Origin of the sequence: Celerinatantimonas diazotrophica (assembly GCF_004339545.1) — a bacterium.
Lineage (GTDB): Bacteria > Pseudomonadota > Gammaproteobacteria > Enterobacterales > Celerinatantimonadaceae > Celerinatantimonas > Celerinatantimonas diazotrophica.
Genome location: NZ_SMGD01000002.1, coordinates 36,644 through 58,908, shown reverse-complemented (window position 1 = coordinate 58,908; position 22,265 = coordinate 36,644). Strand labels below are relative to the sequence as shown.

The 22,265-nt window shown below is 45.1% G+C and carries 17 protein-coding genes; 11 read left to right on the top strand and 6 right to left on the bottom strand.

Translation table 11 applies throughout. The annotated features are described in order from the left end of the window. Positions 1 to 20: 20 nt before the first annotated feature. From EV690_RS00975 to polA, 3 genes are all read left to right on the top strand, one after another. A complete protein-coding gene (locus EV690_RS00975) occupies positions 21 to 623 on the top strand; it encodes a histidine phosphatase family protein (RefSeq protein ID WP_131911077.1) in 603 nt (200 codons plus the stop codon). 247 nt (positions 624 to 870) lie between these two features. After that, positions 871 to 1,176: a hypothetical protein gene (locus tag EV690_RS00970; RefSeq protein ID WP_131911076.1), complete on the top strand. Its 306-nt coding sequence runs from the start codon at positions 871 to 873 to the stop codon at positions 1,174 to 1,176. Between the two features lie 384 nt (positions 1,177 to 1,560). Next, positions 1,561 to 4,338, top strand: a complete 2,778-nt coding sequence (gene polA / locus EV690_RS00965; protein WP_131911075.1) for a DNA polymerase I — start codon at positions 1,561 to 1,563, stop codon at positions 4,336 to 4,338. 554 nt (positions 4,339 to 4,892) lie between these two features. Here the strand turns inward: polA and yihA are convergent. Continuing rightward, complete coding sequence (gene yihA / locus EV690_RS00960) at positions 4,893 to 5,525, bottom strand: ribosome biogenesis GTP-binding protein YihA/YsxC (RefSeq protein WP_131911074.1); 633 nt, start codon at positions 5,523 to 5,525, stop codon at positions 4,893 to 4,895. Positions 5,526 to 6,032: 507 nt separating this feature from the next. Here yihA and yihI point away from each other — a divergent pair. From yihI to hemN, 3 genes are read left to right on the top strand one after another with little or no spacing between them, the layout of a single operon-like run. Beyond that, entirely contained in the window at positions 6,033 to 6,587 is a 555-nt protein-coding gene (yihI, locus tag EV690_RS00955) for a Der GTPase-activating protein YihI (protein ID WP_131911073.1), read from the top strand. Then, positions 6,584 to 7,045, top strand: coding sequence for a DUF2489 domain-containing protein (locus EV690_RS00950; RefSeq protein ID WP_131911072.1), 462 nt, complete (start codon positions 6,584 to 6,586; stop codon positions 7,043 to 7,045). Before yihI ends, EV690_RS00950 begins: the two co-directional genes overlap by 4 nt. Positions 7,046 to 7,047: 2 nt before the next feature. Next, positions 7,048 to 8,421 carry an oxygen-independent coproporphyrinogen III oxidase gene (gene hemN / locus EV690_RS00945; RefSeq protein WP_131911071.1) on the top strand — a complete coding sequence of 458 codons (1,374 nt, stop codon included), beginning with the start codon at positions 7,048 to 7,050 and terminating at the stop codon, positions 8,419 to 8,421. Positions 8,422 to 8,493: 72 nt separating this feature from the next. On the opposite strand, the gene glnG is transcribed toward hemN, so the two are convergent. From glnG to glnA, 3 genes are all read right to left on the bottom strand, one after another. Beyond that, positions 8,494 to 9,903: a nitrogen regulation protein NR(I) gene (gene glnG / locus EV690_RS00940; RefSeq protein ID WP_131911070.1), complete on the bottom strand. Its 1,410-nt coding sequence runs from the start codon at positions 9,901 to 9,903 to the stop codon at positions 8,494 to 8,496. A 10-nt stretch (positions 9,904 to 9,913) separates the two neighbouring features. Beyond that, positions 9,914 to 10,942, bottom strand: a complete 1,029-nt coding sequence (gene glnL, locus EV690_RS00935) for a nitrogen regulation protein NR(II) (protein WP_131911135.1) — start codon at positions 10,940 to 10,942, stop codon at positions 9,914 to 9,916. 291 nt (positions 10,943 to 11,233) lie between these two features. Beyond that, positions 11,234 to 12,640: a glutamate--ammonia ligase gene (glnA, locus tag EV690_RS00930; RefSeq protein WP_131911069.1), complete on the bottom strand. Its 1,407-nt coding sequence runs from the start codon at positions 12,638 to 12,640 to the stop codon at positions 11,234 to 11,236. Between the two features lie 320 nt (positions 12,641 to 12,960). Between glnA and EV690_RS00925 the strand changes: the two genes are divergently transcribed. From EV690_RS00925 to EV690_RS00915, 3 genes are all read left to right on the top strand, one after another. Next, on the top strand, positions 12,961 to 13,995 hold the full coding sequence (locus EV690_RS00925) for a GGDEF domain-containing protein (RefSeq protein WP_131911068.1): 1,035 nt from the start codon (positions 12,961 to 12,963) through the stop codon (positions 13,993 to 13,995). A gap of 208 nt (positions 13,996 to 14,203) precedes the next feature. After that, the gene (gene typA / locus EV690_RS00920; RefSeq protein WP_165872620.1) at positions 14,204 to 16,033 is read left to right on the top strand and encodes a translational GTPase TypA; all 1,830 of its coding nucleotides are present in this window, start codon (positions 14,204 to 14,206) and stop codon (positions 16,031 to 16,033) included. A 160-nt stretch (positions 16,034 to 16,193) separates the two neighbouring features. Further along, positions 16,194 to 17,429, top strand: coding sequence for an MFS transporter (locus tag EV690_RS00915; RefSeq protein ID WP_131911066.1), 1,236 nt, complete (start codon positions 16,194 to 16,196; stop codon positions 17,427 to 17,429). Between the two features lie 95 nt (positions 17,430 to 17,524). Here the strand turns inward: EV690_RS00915 and EV690_RS00910 are convergent, their stop codons facing one another. Continuing rightward, positions 17,525 to 18,538: a TDT family transporter gene (locus EV690_RS00910; RefSeq protein ID WP_131911065.1), complete on the bottom strand. Its 1,014-nt coding sequence runs from the start codon at positions 18,536 to 18,538 to the stop codon at positions 17,525 to 17,527. A 103-nt stretch (positions 18,539 to 18,641) separates the two neighbouring features. On the opposite strand from EV690_RS00910, the gene EV690_RS00905 reads away from it, so the two are divergent. Next, a complete protein-coding gene (locus EV690_RS00905; RefSeq protein ID WP_131911064.1) occupies positions 18,642 to 19,544 on the top strand; it encodes a LysR substrate-binding domain-containing protein in 903 nt (300 codons plus the stop codon). 67 nt (positions 19,545 to 19,611) lie between these two features. On the opposite strand, the gene EV690_RS00900 is transcribed toward EV690_RS00905, so the two are convergent. Next, the gene (locus tag EV690_RS00900; RefSeq protein ID WP_131911063.1) at positions 19,612 to 21,165 is read right to left on the bottom strand and encodes a SulP family inorganic anion transporter; all 1,554 of its coding nucleotides are present in this window, start codon (positions 21,163 to 21,165) and stop codon (positions 19,612 to 19,614) included. A 244-nt stretch (positions 21,166 to 21,409) separates the two neighbouring features. Here EV690_RS00900 and EV690_RS00895 point away from each other — a divergent pair, with 244 nt between their 5' ends. After that, positions 21,410 to 22,264 (top strand): virulence factor BrkB family protein, encoded by an 855-nt coding sequence (locus EV690_RS00895; protein ID WP_131911062.1) that lies wholly within the window; start codon positions 21,410 to 21,412, stop codon positions 22,262 to 22,264. The last annotated feature ends 1 nt before the right edge of the window (position 22,265 follow it).

Below are 22,265 nucleotides of genomic sequence, written 5' to 3'. Positions count from 1 at the left end.
TGTTTGAAGAGTTGTCTATCATGCCTGCCAAACAGTTGTATATCGTCCGTCATGGACAAACCGAATATAACGCAGCCTCGCGATTGCAGGGCCAGTGTAACTCTGACTTAACCGCTTTGGGAGAGCGTCAGGCGCAAGCGGTGGGAAGCTCATTAGCTCAGCGTGACCATATCAGTTCATTTGCGATCGTTGCCAGCCCACTTGGGCGCACCATACAAACGGCCCGCTGGATTGCGCGGGCATTGTCACGAGAGGATGGCCAGATTGGCACTGACGAACGGTTAATGGAATTTTCGTTGGGTGAGTGGGAAGCAAAAGTGGCTTCTGGAATTAAGGCTGAGCATCCAGAGTTTTCCAGTATGCGTGATTGGTATCTTAATGCCCCGGAGGCTGAATCGTTAAGTGCCGTGCAAACACGGCTATTGAGTTGGTTAAATGATCCGGCAACCCCTGCGCATGTGATTGTGGTCAGCCATGCTTTAACAGGGTCGGTGTTACGGGCTACATTAGTCAACCTGGATGATGACCAGATCTTTGAGCAGTCTCGCCCTCAAGATGGGTATTTCTATTTCGATCAGAAACAGCTCGAGTTCATTGATTGTGCTCATTTGCTTCATCGGTAACGGCCTTGGTTGGGCTAAAAGTAGAGTGAATCACAGCGGCAATCAAATATTTCGATATCTATTTAATCATCATGTAAAAAATAATTGGCAGATCGCTTGGATCATTGCGCCTTTCGTAGTAAATTTGCCCCCCCTTGTGAGGGACACTGATATTAAGCTTGTGAGTCAATGAGAATTCGTGCTTTTCCAATGTTGTGTTTTTCGGTAAATCTCTCTGGTTAAGATGTCTGAGGATGAAAGTGGAGCGATGATGCGATTTCGCCGCTGGATTATTCGTGATAATGAGGCCACGATCGAACTTTTGCCATTTGATGTGCTGAGTGAACGAGTGATTACTCAGTGGCTAAAAGACGCTTTTGATCAGCCAGTTACTCCTGAATATGGGGCCGATTGGCTCGTTTGGCCGGTCCATTTGCAGCATTTTTGGCTATTGCGTTATTGCAATTTGACGTCTACGCTATGGTTTGAGCTGCAGGTTAGCGAGCATTTTTGCGACGCTGCCAGTGAATTATGCAGTTACTTATCTCGTTATATTGATGTTCCTCGTGGTTAAAGTTGTCCATTGGTTAACGGTACTAATTGATATTAGTACATTGGTTTCGTCTGCCTATAGCCGATTGAGGCAAGTAATAAGTTAAGAACCAGAAACATAAGGGATAGAGTCTTAGCATTGGATGCATGAAATGAGTTTTTCCACACGCGAAGTTAGATTATCCCCCGTTTAAAGAAGTTGATTAACTTCTTTAACTTGTTGTTTTTTATGAATGTTTATTATTTATTCTACTTTTTAGCTATAAAAGTGGAAGGATTTTCTTTTTTTTAGTAACAGAGTTATCCACAGGTTTTCCGAGTTGTGCATGGTATTGATACCTTGGTGCTTTTAGCTCAGCTGTGGCATTATGCCGTGCATATCCTGCTTTGATATAGAGAATGGCTAATGGCAACAATTGCTGACAATCCGCTGGTTTTAATTGACGGTTCTTCCTACCTTTTTCGCGCATATTATGCACCACCTCATCTGACTAATTCCAAAGGTGAAGCCACTGGCGCCGTATATGGGGTCGTGAATATGTTGCGCAGTTTGCTTAATCAGGTGAATCCTGAACAAATTGCGGTGATCTTTGATGCCAAAGGCAAAAATTTTCGACATGATTTATTTTCAGATTACAAGGCCAATCGACCACCGATGCCAGATGATCTGCGTACCCAGATAGAACCCCTGCATGCCATCATTAAGGCGATGGGGTTGCCGCTGATTGTTGAACCTGGGGTCGAAGCAGATGATGTTATTGGAACTTTAGCCAAGCAGGCTTCTAAGAGCGGGCGTAATGTGCTGATCAGTACCGGGGATAAGGATATGGCGCAATTGGTAGATGACCAGATCATGCTGGTTAATACCATGACGAATACTTTGCTCGATGCTGAAAAGGTAAAAGAGAAATATGGTGTCACACCTGCGCAGATCATCGATTATCTAGCGCTGATGGGGGATAACGTCGATAACATTCCCGGGGTTCCCAAATGTGGCCCTAAAACGGCCGTCAAATGGTTGGATGCCTATGGTTCGCTGGATGCACTGCTTGCTCACCAGGATGAGATTAAAGGTAAAATCGGGGAAAATTTGCGGGCGTTTGCCGACCAGTTGCCGCTTTCTTATCAATTGGCGACGATTCGCACGAATGTGCCGTTATCACTTAGCTGTGATGATTTAACCATTCGCCCGGCTGACCAAGATAAACTCGTTGAGCTATTTGGTCAGATGGAATTTAATCGCTGGTTGTCGCAGCTGTTAGAAGCAAAAGAGCGCGATAATGCTGACAAAGGTGCGGCGGCGATTATGCCTACCGAATCCGCTCAGGCAAATTCGGCCAATGAGGGCTCACCAGATGTTGCCATGAAAGCTGGGGATTATGAGCTTATTTTAACCACAGAGCAGTTAGATCATTGGTGTGATAAATTAAAAAACGCCGAGCTAGTTGCCGTGGATACTGAAACAACATCGCTTAATTATATGCAGGCGGATTTAGTTGGATTATCGTTTGCGGTTAAAGAGGGGGAAGCCGCTTATTTACCGATTGGTCATGATTATCCGGATGCCCCTCAGCAGCTTGAACGAGAACAAGTGCTCAGCAAACTAAAACCACTGTTAGAAAACGCCGAGCTTAAAAAAGTAGGGCAAAATCTTAAATATGATAAGAGTGTCTTAGCTCGTGCTGGCATCAATCTCAAAGGAATCGCCTATGATACGATGCTGGAGTCATATGTGCTCAACAGTACTTCAGGTCGTCATGACATGGATTCTTTGGCACTTAAGTACCTCAAACACCAATGCATTAAATTTGAAGATGTTGCGGGCAAGGGTGCCAAGCAGCTGACTTTTAATCAGGTTGATTTAGACCAAGCGTATCCGTATGCGGCGGAAGATGCTGATGTCACATTACAGTTGCATCAAGCGATATGGCCACAACTGAGTGAAGCGCCGCGGTTGGTTGAGCTATTTACCGAGGTCGAGTTGCCACTTGTTTCGATTTTATCGGATATGGAACGCTGTGGCGTTAAAATTGATGCCAACCAGCTGAATGCGCATAGTCAACGTTTAGCTGAGCGAATCGACCAGCTCGAGAGTAAAGCTCATGAACTAGCTGGCGAGAGTTTCAATTTAGGGTCGCCCAAGCAGTTGCAGCAGATTTTGTTTGAAAAAATGCAGCTGCCTGTGGTCAAGAAAACACCAAAAGGCGCACCGTCGACAGCTGAGGAAGTACTGCAGGAGTTAGCTCTGGATTACCCACTGCCTGCGACGATTTTAGAATATCGTGGCTTGAGTAAGCTTAAATCGACTTATACGGATAAGTTGCCGAAACTGATCGATCCGGTGACCAATCGCCTGCACACCTCTTATCATCAGGCGGTGACCGCCACCGGGCGATTGTCTTCAAGTGATCCCAATCTGCAGAATATTCCTATTCGTAATGAAGAGGGCCGAAAAATACGCCAAGCATTTGTCGCTGAGGTGGGCTTTAAGCTGGTCGCTATTGATTACTCACAAATTGAGTTGCGTATTATGGCTCATCTGTCATCGGATGAGGGGTTAATCAATGCCTTTGCCCAAGGCAAAGATATTCACCGCGCAACCGCTGCTGAGGTGTTTGGTGAGACGTTAGAGCAGGTCACAAACGAGCAACGGCGTAGTGCCAAGGCGATTAACTTTGGGCTGATTTATGGCATGAGTGCATTTGGTTTGTCACGCCAGCTGGGAATCGCTCGCAAGGATGCACAGCATTATATGGATACTTATTTTGAACGTTATCCAGGTGTGCACCGTTATATGGAGCAAACCCGGGCGCAAGCAGGCGAAGATGGTTTTGTTGAAACCATTTTTGGTCGGCGCTTATATTTAAGCGAAATTAAATCCCGCAATGGTGCCCGCCGTGCAGCTGCCGAACGTGCTGCGATTAATGCACCAATGCAAGGCAGTGCGGCTGATATCATTAAAAAGGCGATGATTGCGGTGGCTGAGTATATTCGTAATGAGCACTTAGAAGAGCGGGTGCGCATGCTCATGCAGGTGCACGATGAACTTATTTTTGAAGTAGCCGAAGATGATGTTGCTGAACAAATGCCAAAACTCAAGGCGATCATGGAACAGGCGGTAAGCTTGAATATTCCACTCATTGCGGAGGCGGGAGTTGGCGATAATTGGGATGAAGCCCATTAACTTGTAATGTACAATTATATGATTGACTGATGATAGAGTGATCTTTTAATCTAGATAAATACGGCTGGGCATCTGGATTAAAATTCTGAAAATAGATTACAAAAGCACTTTATTTTTTACGTATTCTGTCTTATATTTAAAGGCGTAGGGTACAGAGGTAAGATGTTCTATCTTTCAGACCTTTTATTTCACGTAGTTGAATAGGCTTTATAGCTGCCCCGGTAGAAATCTACCGGGGCTTTTTTTATGTCTGCGTCACAGAACTCAAAATTTTAAAGTTATTTCTGTCGCATATTTCTAACATTAAAGTTGACACATTATAAACTGTAATATTAATACCTAAGTGTAATTAAATTACTGAAATTTCGGTTGTTTTTTCAACAAACTTAGAGATTAATTCTGTCGTGTGAATAAAAACTAGAAATTGACGCAAATGGATGGAACCATCTCTGAAAACGAGTGTCAGAATAATAGAGTTAGATAGTGTTTTTCAGTTAGAGTCCGAACATTACTTATAGCCCACAGCTCGATTGCTGCGGGTTTTTTTATGTCGATCAGACTTGCTCGGTCGGTGGGATGTTCGCTTCACTGAGCCAGTGATTCAGTGTCTGCTCAAGGACCGGAAGTCCGGTTTTTTTCAGTGCTGAAAAAACCTCAATTTGAACATCACCACAAAATGCCAGTGCGGCTTCCCGACATTTCAACAAGGTGCTTTTACGAGCGCCTTGTTTGAGTTTATCGGCCTTTGTGAGCAATGCTAAAACAGGGATATTACAATCGACTGCCCACTGGATTAAATATTGGTCGAGATCGCGCAGTGGATGGCGAATATCCATTAAGACGACGAGTCCCCGCAGGCTCTCGCGATGTTGCAAATATTCAGAAAGAGCTTCTTGCCATTGGATTTTCATCTGCTCGGGGACTTTGGCAAAGCCGTAACCGGGTAGATCAATCAGTCGTTTATGTGGTGCAACCTCAAAGACGTTGATTAACTGAGTTCGCCCCGGTGTTTTACTGGTCCGTGCTAGGTTTTTTTGCCGGGTAAGGGTATTGAGAGCGCTGGATTTACCGGCATTGGAACGTCCGGCAAAAGCAATTTCAATGCCTTCATCGGCAGGCATTGCTCGAATCGTTGGGGCGCTGGTTATAAAATGAGCTTGGCTAAAGTTCAGCGTATCCTCTGTCACGCTTCATACTCCTTATTTTTAAAAGAGCCGCCTTATGCGGATTGATGGCAAGACCTGCTTGCCGTGGGCAGAGTTTAGCAAACCAGTAGCGTTTGTCGCTATCAGAAATCGATAAATGGAGTTTGTTGTGAGTAACTCAAGTGTTAAAATCGCTCTCCATTTAAACACCCCGTAAGGTTTGCCTAGGGACTGTTGACCTTTGGTGGTTGAATTTTGTTCAAATTAAACGCATTTTGAACGCGGCGCGCCCTGCGCCGCTTAATGAGTTAAGCAAGCAGGGGGCAACAAAGTTCAGGATGCGTTTAAATGAACCCCAAGGGCAGTATCTGAGAGGAATTTATCCAGCGTTAAACGTTCTTTGTGGCCAATAACTACACGGCACAACGTTTGCCTTGCCTAAATCCCTCTCAGATTTCTGCAAAACTAATCACCAAAGGTCAACAGCCCCTAGCTGTGATAAGCTATAACTACCTTACACATTGCAATATGAGTGAGAGTTGAGACGACATGGCGCATAAAAAGAAAAATCGAAAAGGCGGGTTATTGGCTCCACGAAAGACTGCTGATTTTAAATCAGAAAGAGAGCTGCCGACCAATAAAGTTAAAAAAGGCAAAGGGCATAAAAGCGGTTCTCGCCAACAGCCTAAAAATGAGCAAGCTGCTAGTTCTTCAAGTCAGAAATCTCAGGCAACCGATCGCCGTGTTGGAAGTAAAAAGCCGGTGCAGTTAGTTGCGCCTGGAAGCTTGGCTAAAACAGGGCCGGTCGAGCCCATTCGTAAACCCAAGGTGGCTACGTTATCATTCAGTGAAGAGCTCGATAAGCTCGAACAAGATCCTAAACTGGCCGCATTGCTAGATAGAGCCGATGATGGTGAGTTATTAAGTGATGCTGAAAATCAGTGGCTAGAGCAACGTCTAGAGCGTATCAGTGAACTGATGGATGAACTGGGAATTACCGATGAAGAGGAGATAGACGAGCCGCAAAGCAGTGATGAGTGGGACCGCTTTGACAGTGACGATTGGGATGATTTCAGCGATGACGAGCAAGGCTCTCGGCGATGATCATCTGGGTTGTTTTGGGTCTGATTATCATTGCCTCGTTAGTTGGTTATCTGGCGTATCTGCTGTATCAAATTCGTAGCCAGAAGCACGCAAGAGATGAGCAACGAACGCAGGCTATTTTGGCGCGTCAGGATAAAATCGCCGAGAGTGTCGAAGTGATTGCGAAAGCAACGGCTCAGGGCCAGTGTGACTATAGTGAGGCGGCTATTCGTATCACCCAATTATTGATGGCTTATCCAGAACCTCACCCCCGTGATTGGCCTGCTCTTTATCCCGGTCTGTTTGGTTTATATAAAACGATTGGCCATCTGCCGACCCACCAGGATCGTATGGCGTTAAGTAAAGCCAAACGTCGGGAGCAAGATGATTGGCGTCTTGCTCAAGAACAATTATTTGCCGATCTCATCAATGAGGAACTCCATCAATTAAGTTGTTTTGCAGCCAAAGGAGCACAATGATCATGAGTCAGTTTGCAGTCGATTGGGACCAGCCGCTAATTGAAAAATATAATTATGCTGGGCCGCGTTACACCAGTTATCCAACTGCACTTGAGTTTAATGAGTCGTTTGGATATAGCCAATTTAAAGAGGCTGCAACTCGCTACCCAGAGCGGCCGTTATCGTTGTATGTTCATATACCATTTTGTCACAAGCTTTGTTATTACTGTGGTTGCAATAAATTGGTGACTCGCCACCAGAGTAAAGCCGATGATTATCTGGATGTGCTTGAACGTGAGATGGCTACCGTTGCACCGCTGATGCGCTCGCGGCAGGTGACGCAGTTACATTGGGGCGGCGGTACACCAACATTTTTAGATGACTCACAGACGCGGCGTCTGATGGGAATGTTAAGAGAGCATTTTCAGGTGGCCAAAGATGCTGAAATTAGCATTGAAGTTGACCCGCGTGAAATTACCCTTGAAACCATGGATTTACTTGCTGAAATGGGATTTAATCGGCTCAGTTTGGGGATCCAAGATTTTAATCCCAAAGTTCAGCAAGCGGTGAATCGAGTTCAGGATAAAGCTTTTATCGAAGCCCTGCTGGAACGTGCGAAAGCCGTTGGATTTGGCTCGATTAATTTAGATTTGATCTATGGTTTACCGCATCAAACGCCAGAAAGCTTTTCGCATACGCTCCAGCAGATCAAAGCGCTTAATCCAGAGCGATTGTCTGTATTTAACTACGCGCATCTGCCCAGCCATTTTGCCTCACAGCGTAAAATCAAAGAACAAGATCTGCCATCTCCCGAGCAGAAACTCACCATCTTACGCGAGACAATTTTAGACTTAACGCAAAGTGGTTATCAGTTTATCGGGATGGATCATTTTGCACTGCCAGATGATTCTCTAGCGATTGCCCAGCGTGAAGGTAAATTGCATCGTAATTTTCAGGGTTATACCACGCAGGGTGAATGTGACCTATTAGGATTAGGCGTCTCAGCGATTAGCATGCTGGGTGATGACTATAGCCAGAACCAGAAAGTACTTAAAGATTATTATCAGCAGGTACATGAGTTAGGGCATGCTCAGTGTAAGGGGCTTGCACTGACGCGCGATGACATTATTCGCCGCGATGTTATTAAGGCATTGATGTGTGATTTTGCGTTACAGTTTTCGAGCATTGAAGAGCGCTATCAATTGACCTTTGGCGATTATTTTGCAGAAGATTTGCCATTGCTAGAACCGCTGATCGCAGATGGCTTAGTTGAACTAAGTGATACGAATATTCAGGTGACGGCTCGAGGGCGATTACTAATTCGTAATATTGCCATGTGTTTTGATGTCTATTTTCGTCAGCAACTTTGCCAGCGACAATTCTCAAGAGTTATTTAGAGCGAAAAAAAGCGGCATTGAATGCCGCCTAACGCTCTAACTTTACAGTTCGTTTCGTTATCTATGCTTCAATTAGTTCATATCTAACTCTTTGAGTTTTCGAGTCAGCGTATTACGTCCCCAACCTAATAATCGAGCCGCTTCTTGCTTGTGACCATGTGTATGTTTAAGCGCAGTTGTGAGTAAGATCCGCTCAAAATCCGGAACCGCTTGCGCCAAAATATCGCTACTGCCCGCCAATAGCTGCTTTTCGACCCAATTTTGCAGAAGTACCCGCCAATCGCCTTCGCTGCTGGTGGGCTCATGCAAGTCTTGGTGTTGGGTCAACTCCGGTGGTAAGTCAGAGACTAAAATCTCTTGGCCACTCGCCATGACCGTTAACCAACGACAGACGTTCTCAAGCTGACGAACATTGCCTGGCCAAGGCAGATGTGTGATGTACTTTTGAGTATCGCTATTGAGCTTTTTCGGCTCGACATTTAACTCTTCCGCTGCACTGCGCAAAAAGTGATCGGCCAGTGCTGGAATATCCTCACGGCGATCTTTTAATGACGGCAGTTGAATACGAATGACGTTGAGGCGATGAAACAGGTCTTCACGAAAATCACCACTGGCAACTTTTTGTTCCAGATTCTGGTGGGTGGCAGCAATAATGCGAACATCGACTTGCACAGACGAGTGTCCCCCTACGCGATAAAACTGACCATCGGCGAGGACTCGAAGTAAGCGGGTTTGGATCTCTAATGGCATATCCCCAATTTCGTCTAAAAATAGTGTGCCACCATTGGCCTGTTCAAAACGGCCATGACGAATTTGGTTCGCGCCTGTAAATGCGCCTTTCTCATGGCCAAATAGCTCTGATTCAATCAAATCATGCGGAATAGCGGCCATATTTAGCGCAATAAAAGGCATATGGCAGCGTGGGCTATGCCGATGTAACGCTTGAGCGACCAACTCTTTCCCCGTTCCCGACTGACCATTAATCAACACACTAATGCTGGAGCGTGAGAGCCGACCAATCGCGCGAAAGACTTCCTGCATCGCAGGTGCCTCTCCAATCATTTCTTGATTAGGGCCTGCTTCACGACGCTCTTTTTGTCGGTGTTTTTGCTGCTCCTGGGCAAAGCTAATGGCGCGTTCAACCAATACCACGGCTTCATCTACATCAAAAGGCTTTGGCAAATATTCGAAAGCACCGCTTTGGTAGGCTGTTACTGCACTATCGAGATCCGAATGGGCGGTCATGATGATGACCGGCAGTGCCGGATTATACTGGTGTACTTTTTCAAGTAGTGCGATGCCATCTAATCCAGGCATCCGGATATCGGAGACAATGATATCTGGGTGTTCCACTTCTAACTGGCTCAACATCAGTTCGCCGTCAGCAAAACTCATGCATTGATAGCCTACAGCGCTTAACGCTTTCTCTAAGACCCAGCGAATGGAGCTGTCGTCATCGACAATCCAAATAGTTGCAGCCATGATGAAATCCTTACTTACGCAGAGGCAGATGAATGACAAACTCGGTGTGGCCAGGCCAGCTGGCGCAGTCTATTCTGCCTTTATGTTGATTAATCAAATTTTGAGAAATAGAGAGCCCTAACCCTGTACCTCCATCTCGTCCTGTGACCATTGGATAGAACAGAGTATCAGCTAACTCAGTAGGAATACCGGGACCATCGTCAATGATTCGAATTTCTGCCACCAGACGATAGCGCTGTCCTGCGATATTCACCTGATGGGCGGTTCGAGTGACTAACTGAATGTGGCCTTCACCGCGAGGTTTGAGTGCTTGCACTGCATTTTTTACGATGTTTAAAAATGCTTGCTGAAGCTGTTCATGATCGATTTCAAAGTCAGGAATACTGGGGTCGTAATCCCGCTCAATGGTTATCCCTTCAGGTAATTCAAGCTCAACGAGTTGGCGAACTTTTTCTAATACGGAGTGAATATTACGCAGTTCTCGTTCGGCTAGACGTTGTGGCCCAAGCAAGCGATCCACTAAGTTACGCAATCGGTCGGCTTGTTCAATAATAATGTTGGTAAATTCTTTTAAATTCTCATCAGGTAGTTCGCGATCTAACAGTTGAGCCGCGCCACGTAATCCGCCGAGTGGATTTTTAATCTCATGCGCCAATCCTCTGACCAGTTCTTTGGCCGCTTGTTGCTGAACATGTTGATGAACTTCTTGGGAGATTTTTTTCTGCTGGTCAATCGGTTTGAGCTCTAATAACAGCAGTGGTTCCGCCTTGTTTAAAATGCGAGTCGCAGAAAATTCGACCATCGCAGGTTTGTTATCAACAACCACGGTCACTTCGCTATCGGTAAAGCTTTGACCGTGTTCTAACACGTCATTTAATATATCCAGATTCAGAGTTGTGTGGCTGATTAAACTCGGAAATGGCTGATTCGCTAGGCGGCGTTTACTCTGCCCCAACAACTGTTCGGTCGCAGTATTCACGTATTGGACGGCTTGCTCCTTATCCAGCAAGATAATCCCGGTAACCATATTGTCGAGCATAATGCGGTTAATACCGGATGCTTCTAACACGTAGACCTCCTTTCATAACGTCGCACCATTGTTGTGCAACGGCGTCAGCGTTTTGATTACAGTGATATCCATATATAACAAATATCTAGCTTCATGCCTATTTGCATGATTTTTGTGCAGTCATGTTCACTATTATGATGCCCTATCTAAATAGAGTGCAATAATCTTGCCGATTTAGCGTAAAGCCAGTGATGACCTGGATTCGATCAAAAAAGCCCCGGCTAAGCGGGGCTTTCGATAGTGAGATGTAACCCCAGCTTATTAGCAGCTGTAGTACATTTGGAACTCAACTGGATGAGTCGTCATGGCCAATTTAACCACTTCTTCTTGTTTCAGTGCTAGGTATGCATCAATGGTATCATCACTGAATACACCACCAGCGGTTAAGAATGCACGGTCTGCATCCAGCGCAGTCAGTGCTTCTTCAAGCGAAGCGGCAACTTGTGGAATTTCTGCTGCTTCTTCAGCAGGCAGGTCATACAAGTCTTTATCCATTGCATCGCCAGGATGGATTTTATTTTTAATGCCGTCCAGGCCAGCCATCAGCATCGCTGCAAATGCAAGGTATGGGTTAGCTGTTGGGTCAGGGAAGCGAACTTCGATACGACGAGCTTTTGGTGATGGTACAACTGGGATACGGATCGATGCACTACGGTTACGAGCTGAGTAGGCCAGCATTACGGGTGCTTCGAAGCCTGGGACGAGGCGTTTGTAAGAGTTAGTTGAAGCGTTGGCAAAAGCGTTAATTGCTTTGGCATGTTTGATGATCCCACCAATGTAGAACAGCGCTGTTTCAGACAGGCCGCCATACAGGTCACCCGCAAACAAGTTTTGACCATCTTTTGCTAATGATTGGTGACAGTGCATACCGCTACCATTATCACCCACTAGTGGTTTTGGCATGAAGGTCGCTGTTTTACCATAAGCATGTGCAACGTTATGAACAACATATTTGTAAATTTGCAGTTCATCAGCTTTTTTCACCAATGTATTGAATTTACATGCAATTTCGTTTTGACCTGCAGTTGCTACTTCGTGGTGATGTGCTTCAACTTCCAGACCCATTTCATCCATCAGTAGGCACATTGCACTACGGATATCCTGTGATGAATCAACTGGTGGAACTGGGAAGTAACCGCCTTTAACACCTGGGCGATGGCCAGTGTTGCCATCTTCGTATTGTTTCCCTGAGTTCCATGCTGCTTCAGAGTCGTCGATTGAGTAAAAAGCGCCTTGCATTTGCGCATCGAAACGAACATCGTCAAACAAGAAGAATTCTGGTTCAGGGCCAAATAGAACGTCGTCGGCAATACCTTCTGCGCGCATGTATTCTTCGGCACGTTTAGCAATTGAACGAGGGTCACGTTCGTAACCTTCCATCGTTGCTGGTTCGAGAATATCACAACGGATATCCAGCGTTGCTTCTTCTGTGAATGGGTCTAAAACGGCAGTACTAGCGTCTGGCATCAAAATCATGTCAGATTCGTTAATCCCTTTCCAACCAGCGATTGACGAACCATCAAACATTTTCCCTTCTGTGAAAAAGTCATCATCAATTTGGCTTACAGGCAGAGAAACGTGTTGTTCTTTACCCTTAGTATCAGTGAAGCGTAGATCGATAAATTTTACTTCTTGCTCTTTAATCAGAGCTAGAACTTCTGCAGACATGTAGTAACCTCCGGTGTCATCATAAATGATGGCTCTATAAAAAGTTGGTAATGAATTGTTATGCCCAAAATAGAAGCGATTTTCGTGCCAAATGCTCAAAAACCTGCTATGACGGGATCCTCGGATGCCTTTTGTCATCGTAATGACCATTTGTGGGGCATATCAGATCACGTAATGAACCAATATGGTGCAACATTTTTAAATCATGGGCCATGATCGATTCGTTCATGACGTCATATCATTATCGATGATGCATTTATTTAACGAACATCGCTATATAATAACGATAAAATTTTAACTATTTATTGCGTTTAGCAGGTATGCAGACATTACTCTCATCCAATGACAACACCGTTTTGCTGTCTAAAAAAATGTTCCGTTCGCTGGTGCTACTTGCGATGGTAGGCTTTGCGATGATTTGGGCGATTGATTTCTATAGCGCCATTATCATCCGATTTGATGCGGTGAGTTATCCCATTTGTATAGTTTCGCTTGGCGTAATTTTTTTGCTGAGTTATAAAATCTCGCTTAATGTCTTGCAGCACTTAGGCTATTTCATTATTGCTGGCTATTTGATTAGTTCCAGTATTGTCCACCACGAGTTATTGCCGCATCAGGAATTATCCAGTGCAGTGCAATGGTTGGCACTAAATTATGTGATGGCCTATCTATTTTTTTCTCGCCAGCGGGCAGTGCTATTAACAATCATTGTCTTTGTTATCACTATGGTTGGACATTTCTGGGTACTGAGTCGTTATGATTCATTGGATGAAACGTTTGGGATGATTCTTAATATGGCTGTGGCCCATATTATTTATATTATATTGCTGTGGGGCATTGTTTCGATTCGCGAGAAGGCTGTTTATACCAATACACTTGAGCAACAAGTGCAATTGGACCCTTTAACGCAATTACTCAACCGGAGAGGCTTCGAAAAGAAGATCACCCATTTTTCGCAATTAAAGCAATCGGTTAGTTATGCGTTGCTGATCCTTGATGTGGACCATTTTAAGCAGATTAATGACACGTATGGTCATCTGGTGGGAGATCAAGTGCTAATTGGCCTGAGCCAGAAGTTACGTGAGGAACTTCGTCATAATGACATTATTGCTCGTTGGGGTGGGGAAGAGTTTGCGGTAATTATTTTTTATCACTCGGTTGGACAAGTTTTAAAGTTAGCACAGCGGCTGCGGTTGTCGGTTGAACAGATGCAAATCGATAACATTGCTCAAATTACTGTGAGTATTGGGGTGGGGTTTTCTCATGAAGTGAGTCATATTGAGCAGCTTTTTGAATTGGTTGACACACGCCTATATAATGCCAAGAAAGCCGGTCGCAACTGCATTATCAGTTAACTTTTGGTAAGCATCAAACACGCCATTTCAACTGGTTGGCTGCAGTTTTACCAAAAGAAGTTGATTAAGCCTTCATCTTTTCATATCACCTATCAGCTGTTCAGGGTATAATCTAGCCCATTTTGTGATCTAAGTCGCTAAAAGTGGCTGCAAGTGCGTACTGATTTGCGTACAGAAAATTTAAGATTAATGAGGCAGAAAGTTTATTATGTCTAACGATATTAATAAGTTAAGAAATATCGCAATTATTGCGCATGTTGACCATGGGAAAACCACCCTGGTTGATAAACTGTTGCAACAGTCAGGTACTTTGCAGACTCGCGGCGAAGTTCAAGAACGGATTATGGATTCTAACGATCTTGAAAAAGAACGTGGGATTACCATTTTAGCGAAAAACACCGCGCTGAATTGGCATGATTATCATATTAATATCGTTGATACTCCCGGACACGCTGATTTTGGTGGCGAAGTTGAACGTGTGATGTCGATGGCCGATTCAGTATTATTGTTGGTTGATGCCCAAGAAGGCCCTATGCCCCAAACGCGTTTTGTGACACAAAAGGCTTTCGCGCAAGGGTTAAAACCGATTGTTGTGATTAATAAAGTCGACAAACCAGGTGCTCGTCCAGATTGGGTCATGGATCAGGTATTTGACTTATTTGATAACTTGGGTGCAACCGATGAGCAGCTTGATTTCCATGTTGTTTATGCCTCAGCAATTAATGGTTGGGCAACATTGGACTTAGATCAGCCAAGTGACACTATGGAACCGCTGTTCCAAGCGATTGTTGATAATGTTGAGCCACCTAATGCTGATCCTGATGGGGCACTGCAGATGCAGATCTCTCAGCTGGATTATAACTCTTATGTTGGCGTTATCGGTGTTGCTCGAATTAAGCGTGGTAGCATTCGTCCCAATCAGCAAGTGACCGTTGTTTCTGCTGATGGTAGCCGCCGTAATGGTAAAGTAGGCCAAGTATTAAGTTATCTAGGATTAGAGCGTACTGAAACAGACGTTGCCCATGCGGGTAATATTATTGCTGTCACTGGCCTAGGTGAGCTTAAAATTTCCGACACCATTTGTGATGTTAATAATGTTGAAGCATTGCCTGCGTTGAAAGTGGATGAACCCACCGTTACGATGACATTCCAAGTGAATACTTCACCATTTGCTGGCCGTGAAGGTAAATATGTCACTTCGCGGAATATTCTTGAGCGTTTAGAACAAGAATTAGTGCATAACGTTGCTCTGCGCGTTGAAGAAACCGAAGATCCTGATAAATTCCGTGTTTCAGGTCGTGGGGAATTACACTTGAGCGTGTTGATTGAAAACATGCGTCGAGAAGGGTTTGAGATGGCAGTTTCTCGTCCAGAAGTGATTCTGCATGAAGAAAATGGCCAAATATTAGAACCTTATGAAACAGTTACCGTTGATGTCCAAGATGAACATCAAGGGAGTGTCATGGAACAGTTAGGTCATCGTAAAGCAGATCTAACCAACATGCAGCCTGATGGTAAAGGACGGGTTCGTTTAGACTTTATGATCCCAAGCCGTGGTTTGATTGGCTTCCAAACTGAGTTCATGACTCTGACTTCAGGAAGTGGCTTGTTGTATCATACATTTGACCATTATGGTCCACATAAAGGTGGAAGCATTGGTCAACGTCAAAATGGTGTGTTGATCTCTAATGCAACTGGGAAAGCTCTTACGTATTCATTGTTTAACTTACAAGATCGTGGTCGGTTATTTATTTCTCACGGCTCTGAAGTTTATGAAGGCCAAGTGATTGGTATTCATAACCGTGAAAATGACCTCACTGTAAACTGTCTGAAAGGTAAGCAGCTGACGAACGTTCGTGCTTCTGGTACTGATGAAGCACAAGTGCTGACTCCACCTATGATTATGACGCTTGAACAAGCACTTGAGTTTATCGATGATGATGAACTCGTTGAAGTGACTCCTGAAAGCACTCGTATTCGTAAAAAACATCTGACTGAGATGGATCGTAAACGAGCATACCGCGGACCTAAATCTTAAACATCTGCGCGATATTTATCTATAAAAATGGCATGCATTAGCATGCCATTTTTTTTATCTTAATCAGACTGGTTTTGTGTATAAATATACAGTAGTCTGCATTATCTACTTGCGCCACTTTGGCGGTGTTATCACTTGATGTAGGCAACTTTGGAGCGTTATGGAGCAGACTCACCCCCCAACCAAGGAGCTAGCGCTTCACTGGACACAACATTTTAAATCTTTCCCTTTGATCGTCTGGGTCGTGCTTATCGGCACATTTATCTCCCGAGTCAGCTACTTTATGGCGTGGCCATTTTTAGTGGTCTTTTTATATCGAGATTATGGGGCCAGTGAATTATATGTTGGGACCATTTTAGCCGCTTCTGCATTCGTGGGGGCTTTTTCTGGTTCTTGGTTGGGTTATCTCAGTGATCGATTGGGGCGGCGCCTGATTATGTTGGGTGGATGTGCTTTAGCCGGAGTGGCTTATAGTGGGATTGGTGCCGCCGACCAGCTATGGCAATTTTTCACCTTGATGCTGATGGTGGGATTAATGCGTCCGAGTATCGAAGCTCCCGGTAAGGCACTGATTGGTGACTATTTAGCGCATCCTAAAGCGCGTGAGGTGGCATTGAACATTCGCTATTTTTTGATCAATGCAGGCGGTGCTATCGGGCCTCTTATCGGGATCTATTTGGGTCTGTTACATCCACAACAACTGTTTTATGCCACGGGAATTGTTTATCTCATCTATGGTGGCGCACTGGGCTGGGTATTTTGTTATTACACCCCCAAGGTTCAAAAATTAGCGACAGAGCAAAGTAAGTTGCGTTTAAGAGCAGTTTTGAAAGTGGTTCGAGCCGATTACGGTTTTGCATTATTATTGCTTGCCGATATTTGTATGTTGATCGCTTATTCCCAATACGAATCATCACTGCCACAGATTGTCAGTCGTTCTGGTTTAGCTCATGCTGGCCATTGGGTTGGTTATTTGATCCTCGTAAATACCGTTACAATTGTCTTGTTACAATTTCCGCTGTTATCACTTTTGCGTCACTATCGACTGATTATCCGAATTCGGCTTGGGGTGATTTTGATGCTACTGGCGCAAGTGGTTTTGATGTTCAGTTCATCGCAATGGCCATTCGGTTGGTTGTTGGGCGTATTCTTTTTAAGTGTGGGGGAGTCGATCATCTTTCCATCCTTAAATGTCTTGATTGACCAAATTGCTCCGGATCACCTTCGTGGTACTTATTTTGGCGTGGCCTCTTTTACTGCGGTCGGTTTTGCCTTAGGGCCACTCTTGGGTGGGCTGATTTTACAATATAGTTCAGCAGTGAGCTTATATGTCCTGTGCTTTGTGTTGATGGGGTTGTCACTGTGGTTCTTTGGCCGGGTTAAAGCAGGTTCTTAAGGCCGCATTTTTGGTCATTATAAAAGCCTCCGCGCATCGCGCTGACGAGGCTTAATCTTCATAGAACTTGGTGACTCACTCGGTTCTCTTCTCTCTTAGGCGAGGTTATCTTGTGGTGCGCGTTGTTTGATGTAGGGTGTTGAACTCTGGCCTTGATGAGCAGTCCATAATTGCCAAGACCACACCAGATAACGCCAGCACACATATGCAATCACCACAGTGCCGATCGCCACTTCAACATTGGCAAGGACACGCAATTGTTGACTGTAGACCAGTCCGCCTGGGTAATGAGCGACCAATGCAGAAAGTTTATAAATGGCTGTTGCACCAATGGCCATCGGGAACGTAAATGCTGAATAACCTGGGCTAAATGGTAAGCGGAGTAGATGGAAAAAGGCGAGATAGATAATCGCTGTCATTAGGATAGCAATTCCCATCAACAAAGCGCAGATCAACAGTGAAGGCTGATGAACGACGGTCAGGTAGCCTGCTAATGACAAGCTTGCTGGCGCCGCTAAAATGGCGATGGTCGGCTTAGCCGCATCGGATACTTGTGCACAAAAGATGAAGCGATAGAACATCACAGGCAATAACAAGGCGTAGCTAATAAGGCCGAACCATAACAACACATGGTTTAAATAGATAAAATAATGGCTTGGTGCTGCGACATCGGCAACGATGATCCCGACGGGGGGCACAAACCAACTGGGAACAAAATGGTGGATTTTCAATACACGGACACGCACGACGACAAATACGGCAAGAAAGCTCAAATGGATGATCACTGCCAGTAACCACAGCGCAGCAGCGGCATGAGGCGAGAATTTCTCAAGTGCCTTTGAAATAACCATCAATGCCATGGCAAATGTAGGCACGACACTACCGACCACCGGATGTAACAGATCATTGAGCAGTGCCCGAGGGTGTAAGCAGAATTTATACGCGAGCAATGACAAAAGCCCCGACGCAACAACAGCCCCAAAAATTTGGCTATAACCATGGAATGCAAATGTATTTTCTAAACTCCAACAGATACTGGCAAATCCCAGTGCCAGACCTGCTAATGGTGCGGGGACGTATTGCATCCGGTGATGAATAGTTTGAAACATGGCTCGAATCTCTCAATATGGGTCAGACATTGAGTATAGGGTGCTTCAGTTGTTTAAAATATCTTGTTATATTTAACCAGTTGTTTAGTTAAACTATACGATAATGGATATTACTTTAAAGCAATTACAAGTCTTTGTTGCGATAACTCAACATGGCACACTAGCGGCAGCGGCTGACCAACTATTTATGACCAAAGGTGCGGCCTCACAGAATTTAGCGCAACTGGAGGCTCGCTTAGAGCAGCCATTGTTTGATCGATATCGGGGGCGTTTATTGCTCAATGAGCAAGGCCGGCAGTTACAGCCTAAGGCGGATGAACTGCTCGTTCGTAGTCGTGAAATCCAGTCTTTATTTAGTCAATCATCGCAATTACTGCGAGTTGGAAGCTCCAAGACCACCGCCAGTCGACAACTGCCAGAACTATTGGGGCAGTTCAGTCAACAACAGGGTTGGTTGCCAAGAGTCACCATCGAAAATAGCCAGACACTCTTTGCCAAACTACGCAGTTTTGAGTTAGATATTGCCATGGTTGAGGCTCCGACACGTGATCCGATGTTACATCAACAAGCTTGGTTCGATGATGAGATGGTGGTGATTGCTGCTCGGAGCCATCCACTTGCGACGCATTCTTTAGTCAGTTTTGCCCAATTGGCTCAAGAGTCATGGATTTTACGGGAGCAAGGGTCAGGCAGTCGTGATTTCTTTGAACAGCAACTAGCTCCATTGATTGATTATCCTGCGCCGTTATTAGAAGTGGATAGCCTTGAAACACTGCGTCGCTGCGTCATTGAGCAACTTGGGTTGAGCTTTGCTTCTCGTCAATTAGTTGAATGCGGACCCGATCGGGATGCCTTAGCGGTGATTGAGTGTCCAAAACGCTTTATTCGAACACTGTATTTATGCTATCACCGTGATAAATATTTAGGCCAGAATATTCAAACGTGGCTGCAACTCGCCTTGGCGTATCCTAAATCGGCAAAACAATCGCAGAATAATGAGCAGTGATGGGGATTTTGACTAGCGTTAAACAGTGCTGTGAAGGCTCCCTAGTTGAGGCTAGGGAGCTTAATGGTCAGGCTAGTGCGTCATCTGCAACGTGATAATGTGGATCTTCAATCACGTTCACTTCAACTAGGTTCCCAGCTTTTTTCAGCAATTTGCGACAATCACTACTCAAGTGGCGCAGGTGCAGTTGCTTATTTGCTTTTAGATAGCGATCAGCCAAGGTATCAATGGCTTCAATAGCCGAATGATCGGAAACGCGCGCATTCGCAAAATCGATAATGACATCTTGTGGATCCTGATGAACATCAAATAGCTCCAGGAAGTTGTGCGTCGAACTGAAAAAGATCGGACCACGCAGATTATAAATTTTATTTTGACCTTCCATTTGGGTTTCGACGCTAATTTGTTTGGCATGTTTCCAGGCAAAAACCAATGCTGAAATAATCACCCCAATAAAGACCGCGGTGGCCAGATCGGTAAAGATGGTTACAACAGAAACCAGCACAATGACTAAAAAGTCCGATTTTGGAATCTTGTTATATAGACGGATACTCGACCATTCGAATGTGGCAATGACCACCATGAACATGACGCCTACCAGCGCTGCAATTGGGATCATCTCAATCAGCGATGAGGCAAACAGAATAAAGCACAATAAGCCAATCGCTGCCGTCAGGCCAGATAAACGTCCGCGCCCTCCGGAACGGATGTTAATCATGCTCTGACCAATCATTGCACAGCCGCCCATGCCACCAAAGAAGCCTGTAACAATGTTGCCCAGTCCTTGGCCCATACATTCGCGATTACTGCGGCCGCGAGTTTGGGTCATTTCATCGATGACCGTCAGTGTTAACAGCGATTCAATGAGCCCGACCCCGGCGGTAATAAAGGCATATGGCAGCACGATTTTAACCGTTTCCCAATTCAGCGGAACTTGCGGAATATGGAACGTTGGCCATCCACCGGCGATCGTTGCATCTGGATTGGCGGTCATCTGACGTAGAAAATCCACCACAGTGCGAGTATGTAGATCCAATCCGTAACAAAGCAAAGTCACAATCACAATAGCCGCTAAGGATGCTGGAATAGCTTTGGTAAGCTTTGGCAGAAAGTGCACGATGGCCATCGTTAGTGCCACCAGTCCTAACATCGTCCATAGTTGTGAGCCATGCATCCAATGGCTCACGCCGGCAGCATCTTTGACTTTAAAGTTTCCTAACTGAGCTAAAAAGATGACAATTGCCAGACCATTGACAAAGCCGTGCATGACCGGTAGTGGAACCATGCGAATAAATTTGCCAAGGCGTAACACGCCAGCCAAGATTTGTATGACTCCCATGCAGACAATCACAGCAAACAGATATTGTTCACCGTGCGTTGCGACAAGGGCCGCAATAACGACTGCAACGGATCCGGTTGCGCCCGAGATCATTCCGGGGCGACCGCCAAAAATAGCAGTAAAAAAGCCAATGATCGCTGCCGCATAAAGACCTACGAGTGGACCAACATGTGCAACAAAAGCAAAAGCAACCGCTTCTGGAACTAGGGCTAAGGCGACGGTGATTCCGGATAAGAGATCAGTTCGCACCGTAGTTCCGCTAAACTTAGGGAATTTAAACATTGTGAAAATATCCATTTACATCAAGTAAGGCTAGCGGTTAGCTGTTGCAACGCGTGATTTACGTCATTTTTGCAACAAAATTTTAACGAGCTAGATAAAAGAGCCGCGAGTTTAGCAAAAAACGTGACCCAGTTCAAAAAACGTTCGATTCACAACCGGATTATTCAATGGGCTCTGGCAATGATTGGCGCTGACTCTTTGCTCAGTTAATATGGTGAGACTCAATAATAAGGAATCTTGGATCATGCGCAGTGTGTTAGGGCAATGGTTTAAATATTGGCGACTACATGGCGGGCCTTTTGTCGTGTTTCTAGTGCAACGAATTCGCTCAGATCGATTAACCTCGATGGCTGGCGCGTTGGCCTATACGACATTATTGTCGCTCGTGCCGATGATCGCTGTCGTCTTTGCCATTATCAGTGCGGTGCCTGCATTTTCCGGGGTACAGGCTCATTTAGAAGATTTGTTATTTAGCAATTTTGTCCCTGCGGCCTCAGATGTGATCCGCATGCAGGTCAATCGATTTGTCGCGAATGCAAACCGTACGACGACAATTGGCGGTATTTTCTTGTTAGTGGTGGCTGTCATGTTGATCGCATCGGTTGAAAATGCGTTGAATCGGATCTGGCGCCGTACTCGTTCACGCAGTTTGATTCGGGCATTGCCTACTTACTGGATGATCTTAACGCTCGGGCCTGTCTTAGTTGGTGCGAGTTTAGCGGTGAGTTCTTATATCTTTTCGCTCGAATTTTTTGCTAATGAGGCATTTGCGGGGGTGTTGCGATTTGTGCCTGTGGGGCTATCCACCATTGCTTTTATGTTATTGTATTTGATTATGCCCAATAAACGGGTGCGTATCGGCCATGCCTTTGTGGGGGCATTGTTTGCGGGTATTTTATTTGAGCTGGGCAAACGCGGCTTCGCTTTATATTTAGCATCGTTTAACTCGTATCAAGCTATTTATGGGGCGTTGGCCGCAGTGCCTATCTTATTTTTCTGGGTGTATCTAAGTTGGATTATTGTGTTATTTGGTGCAGAAATCAGTGCCGCGCTTGATGAATATGAGCACGAAAACCCCAGTGATGATGAGGAGCAGTAAA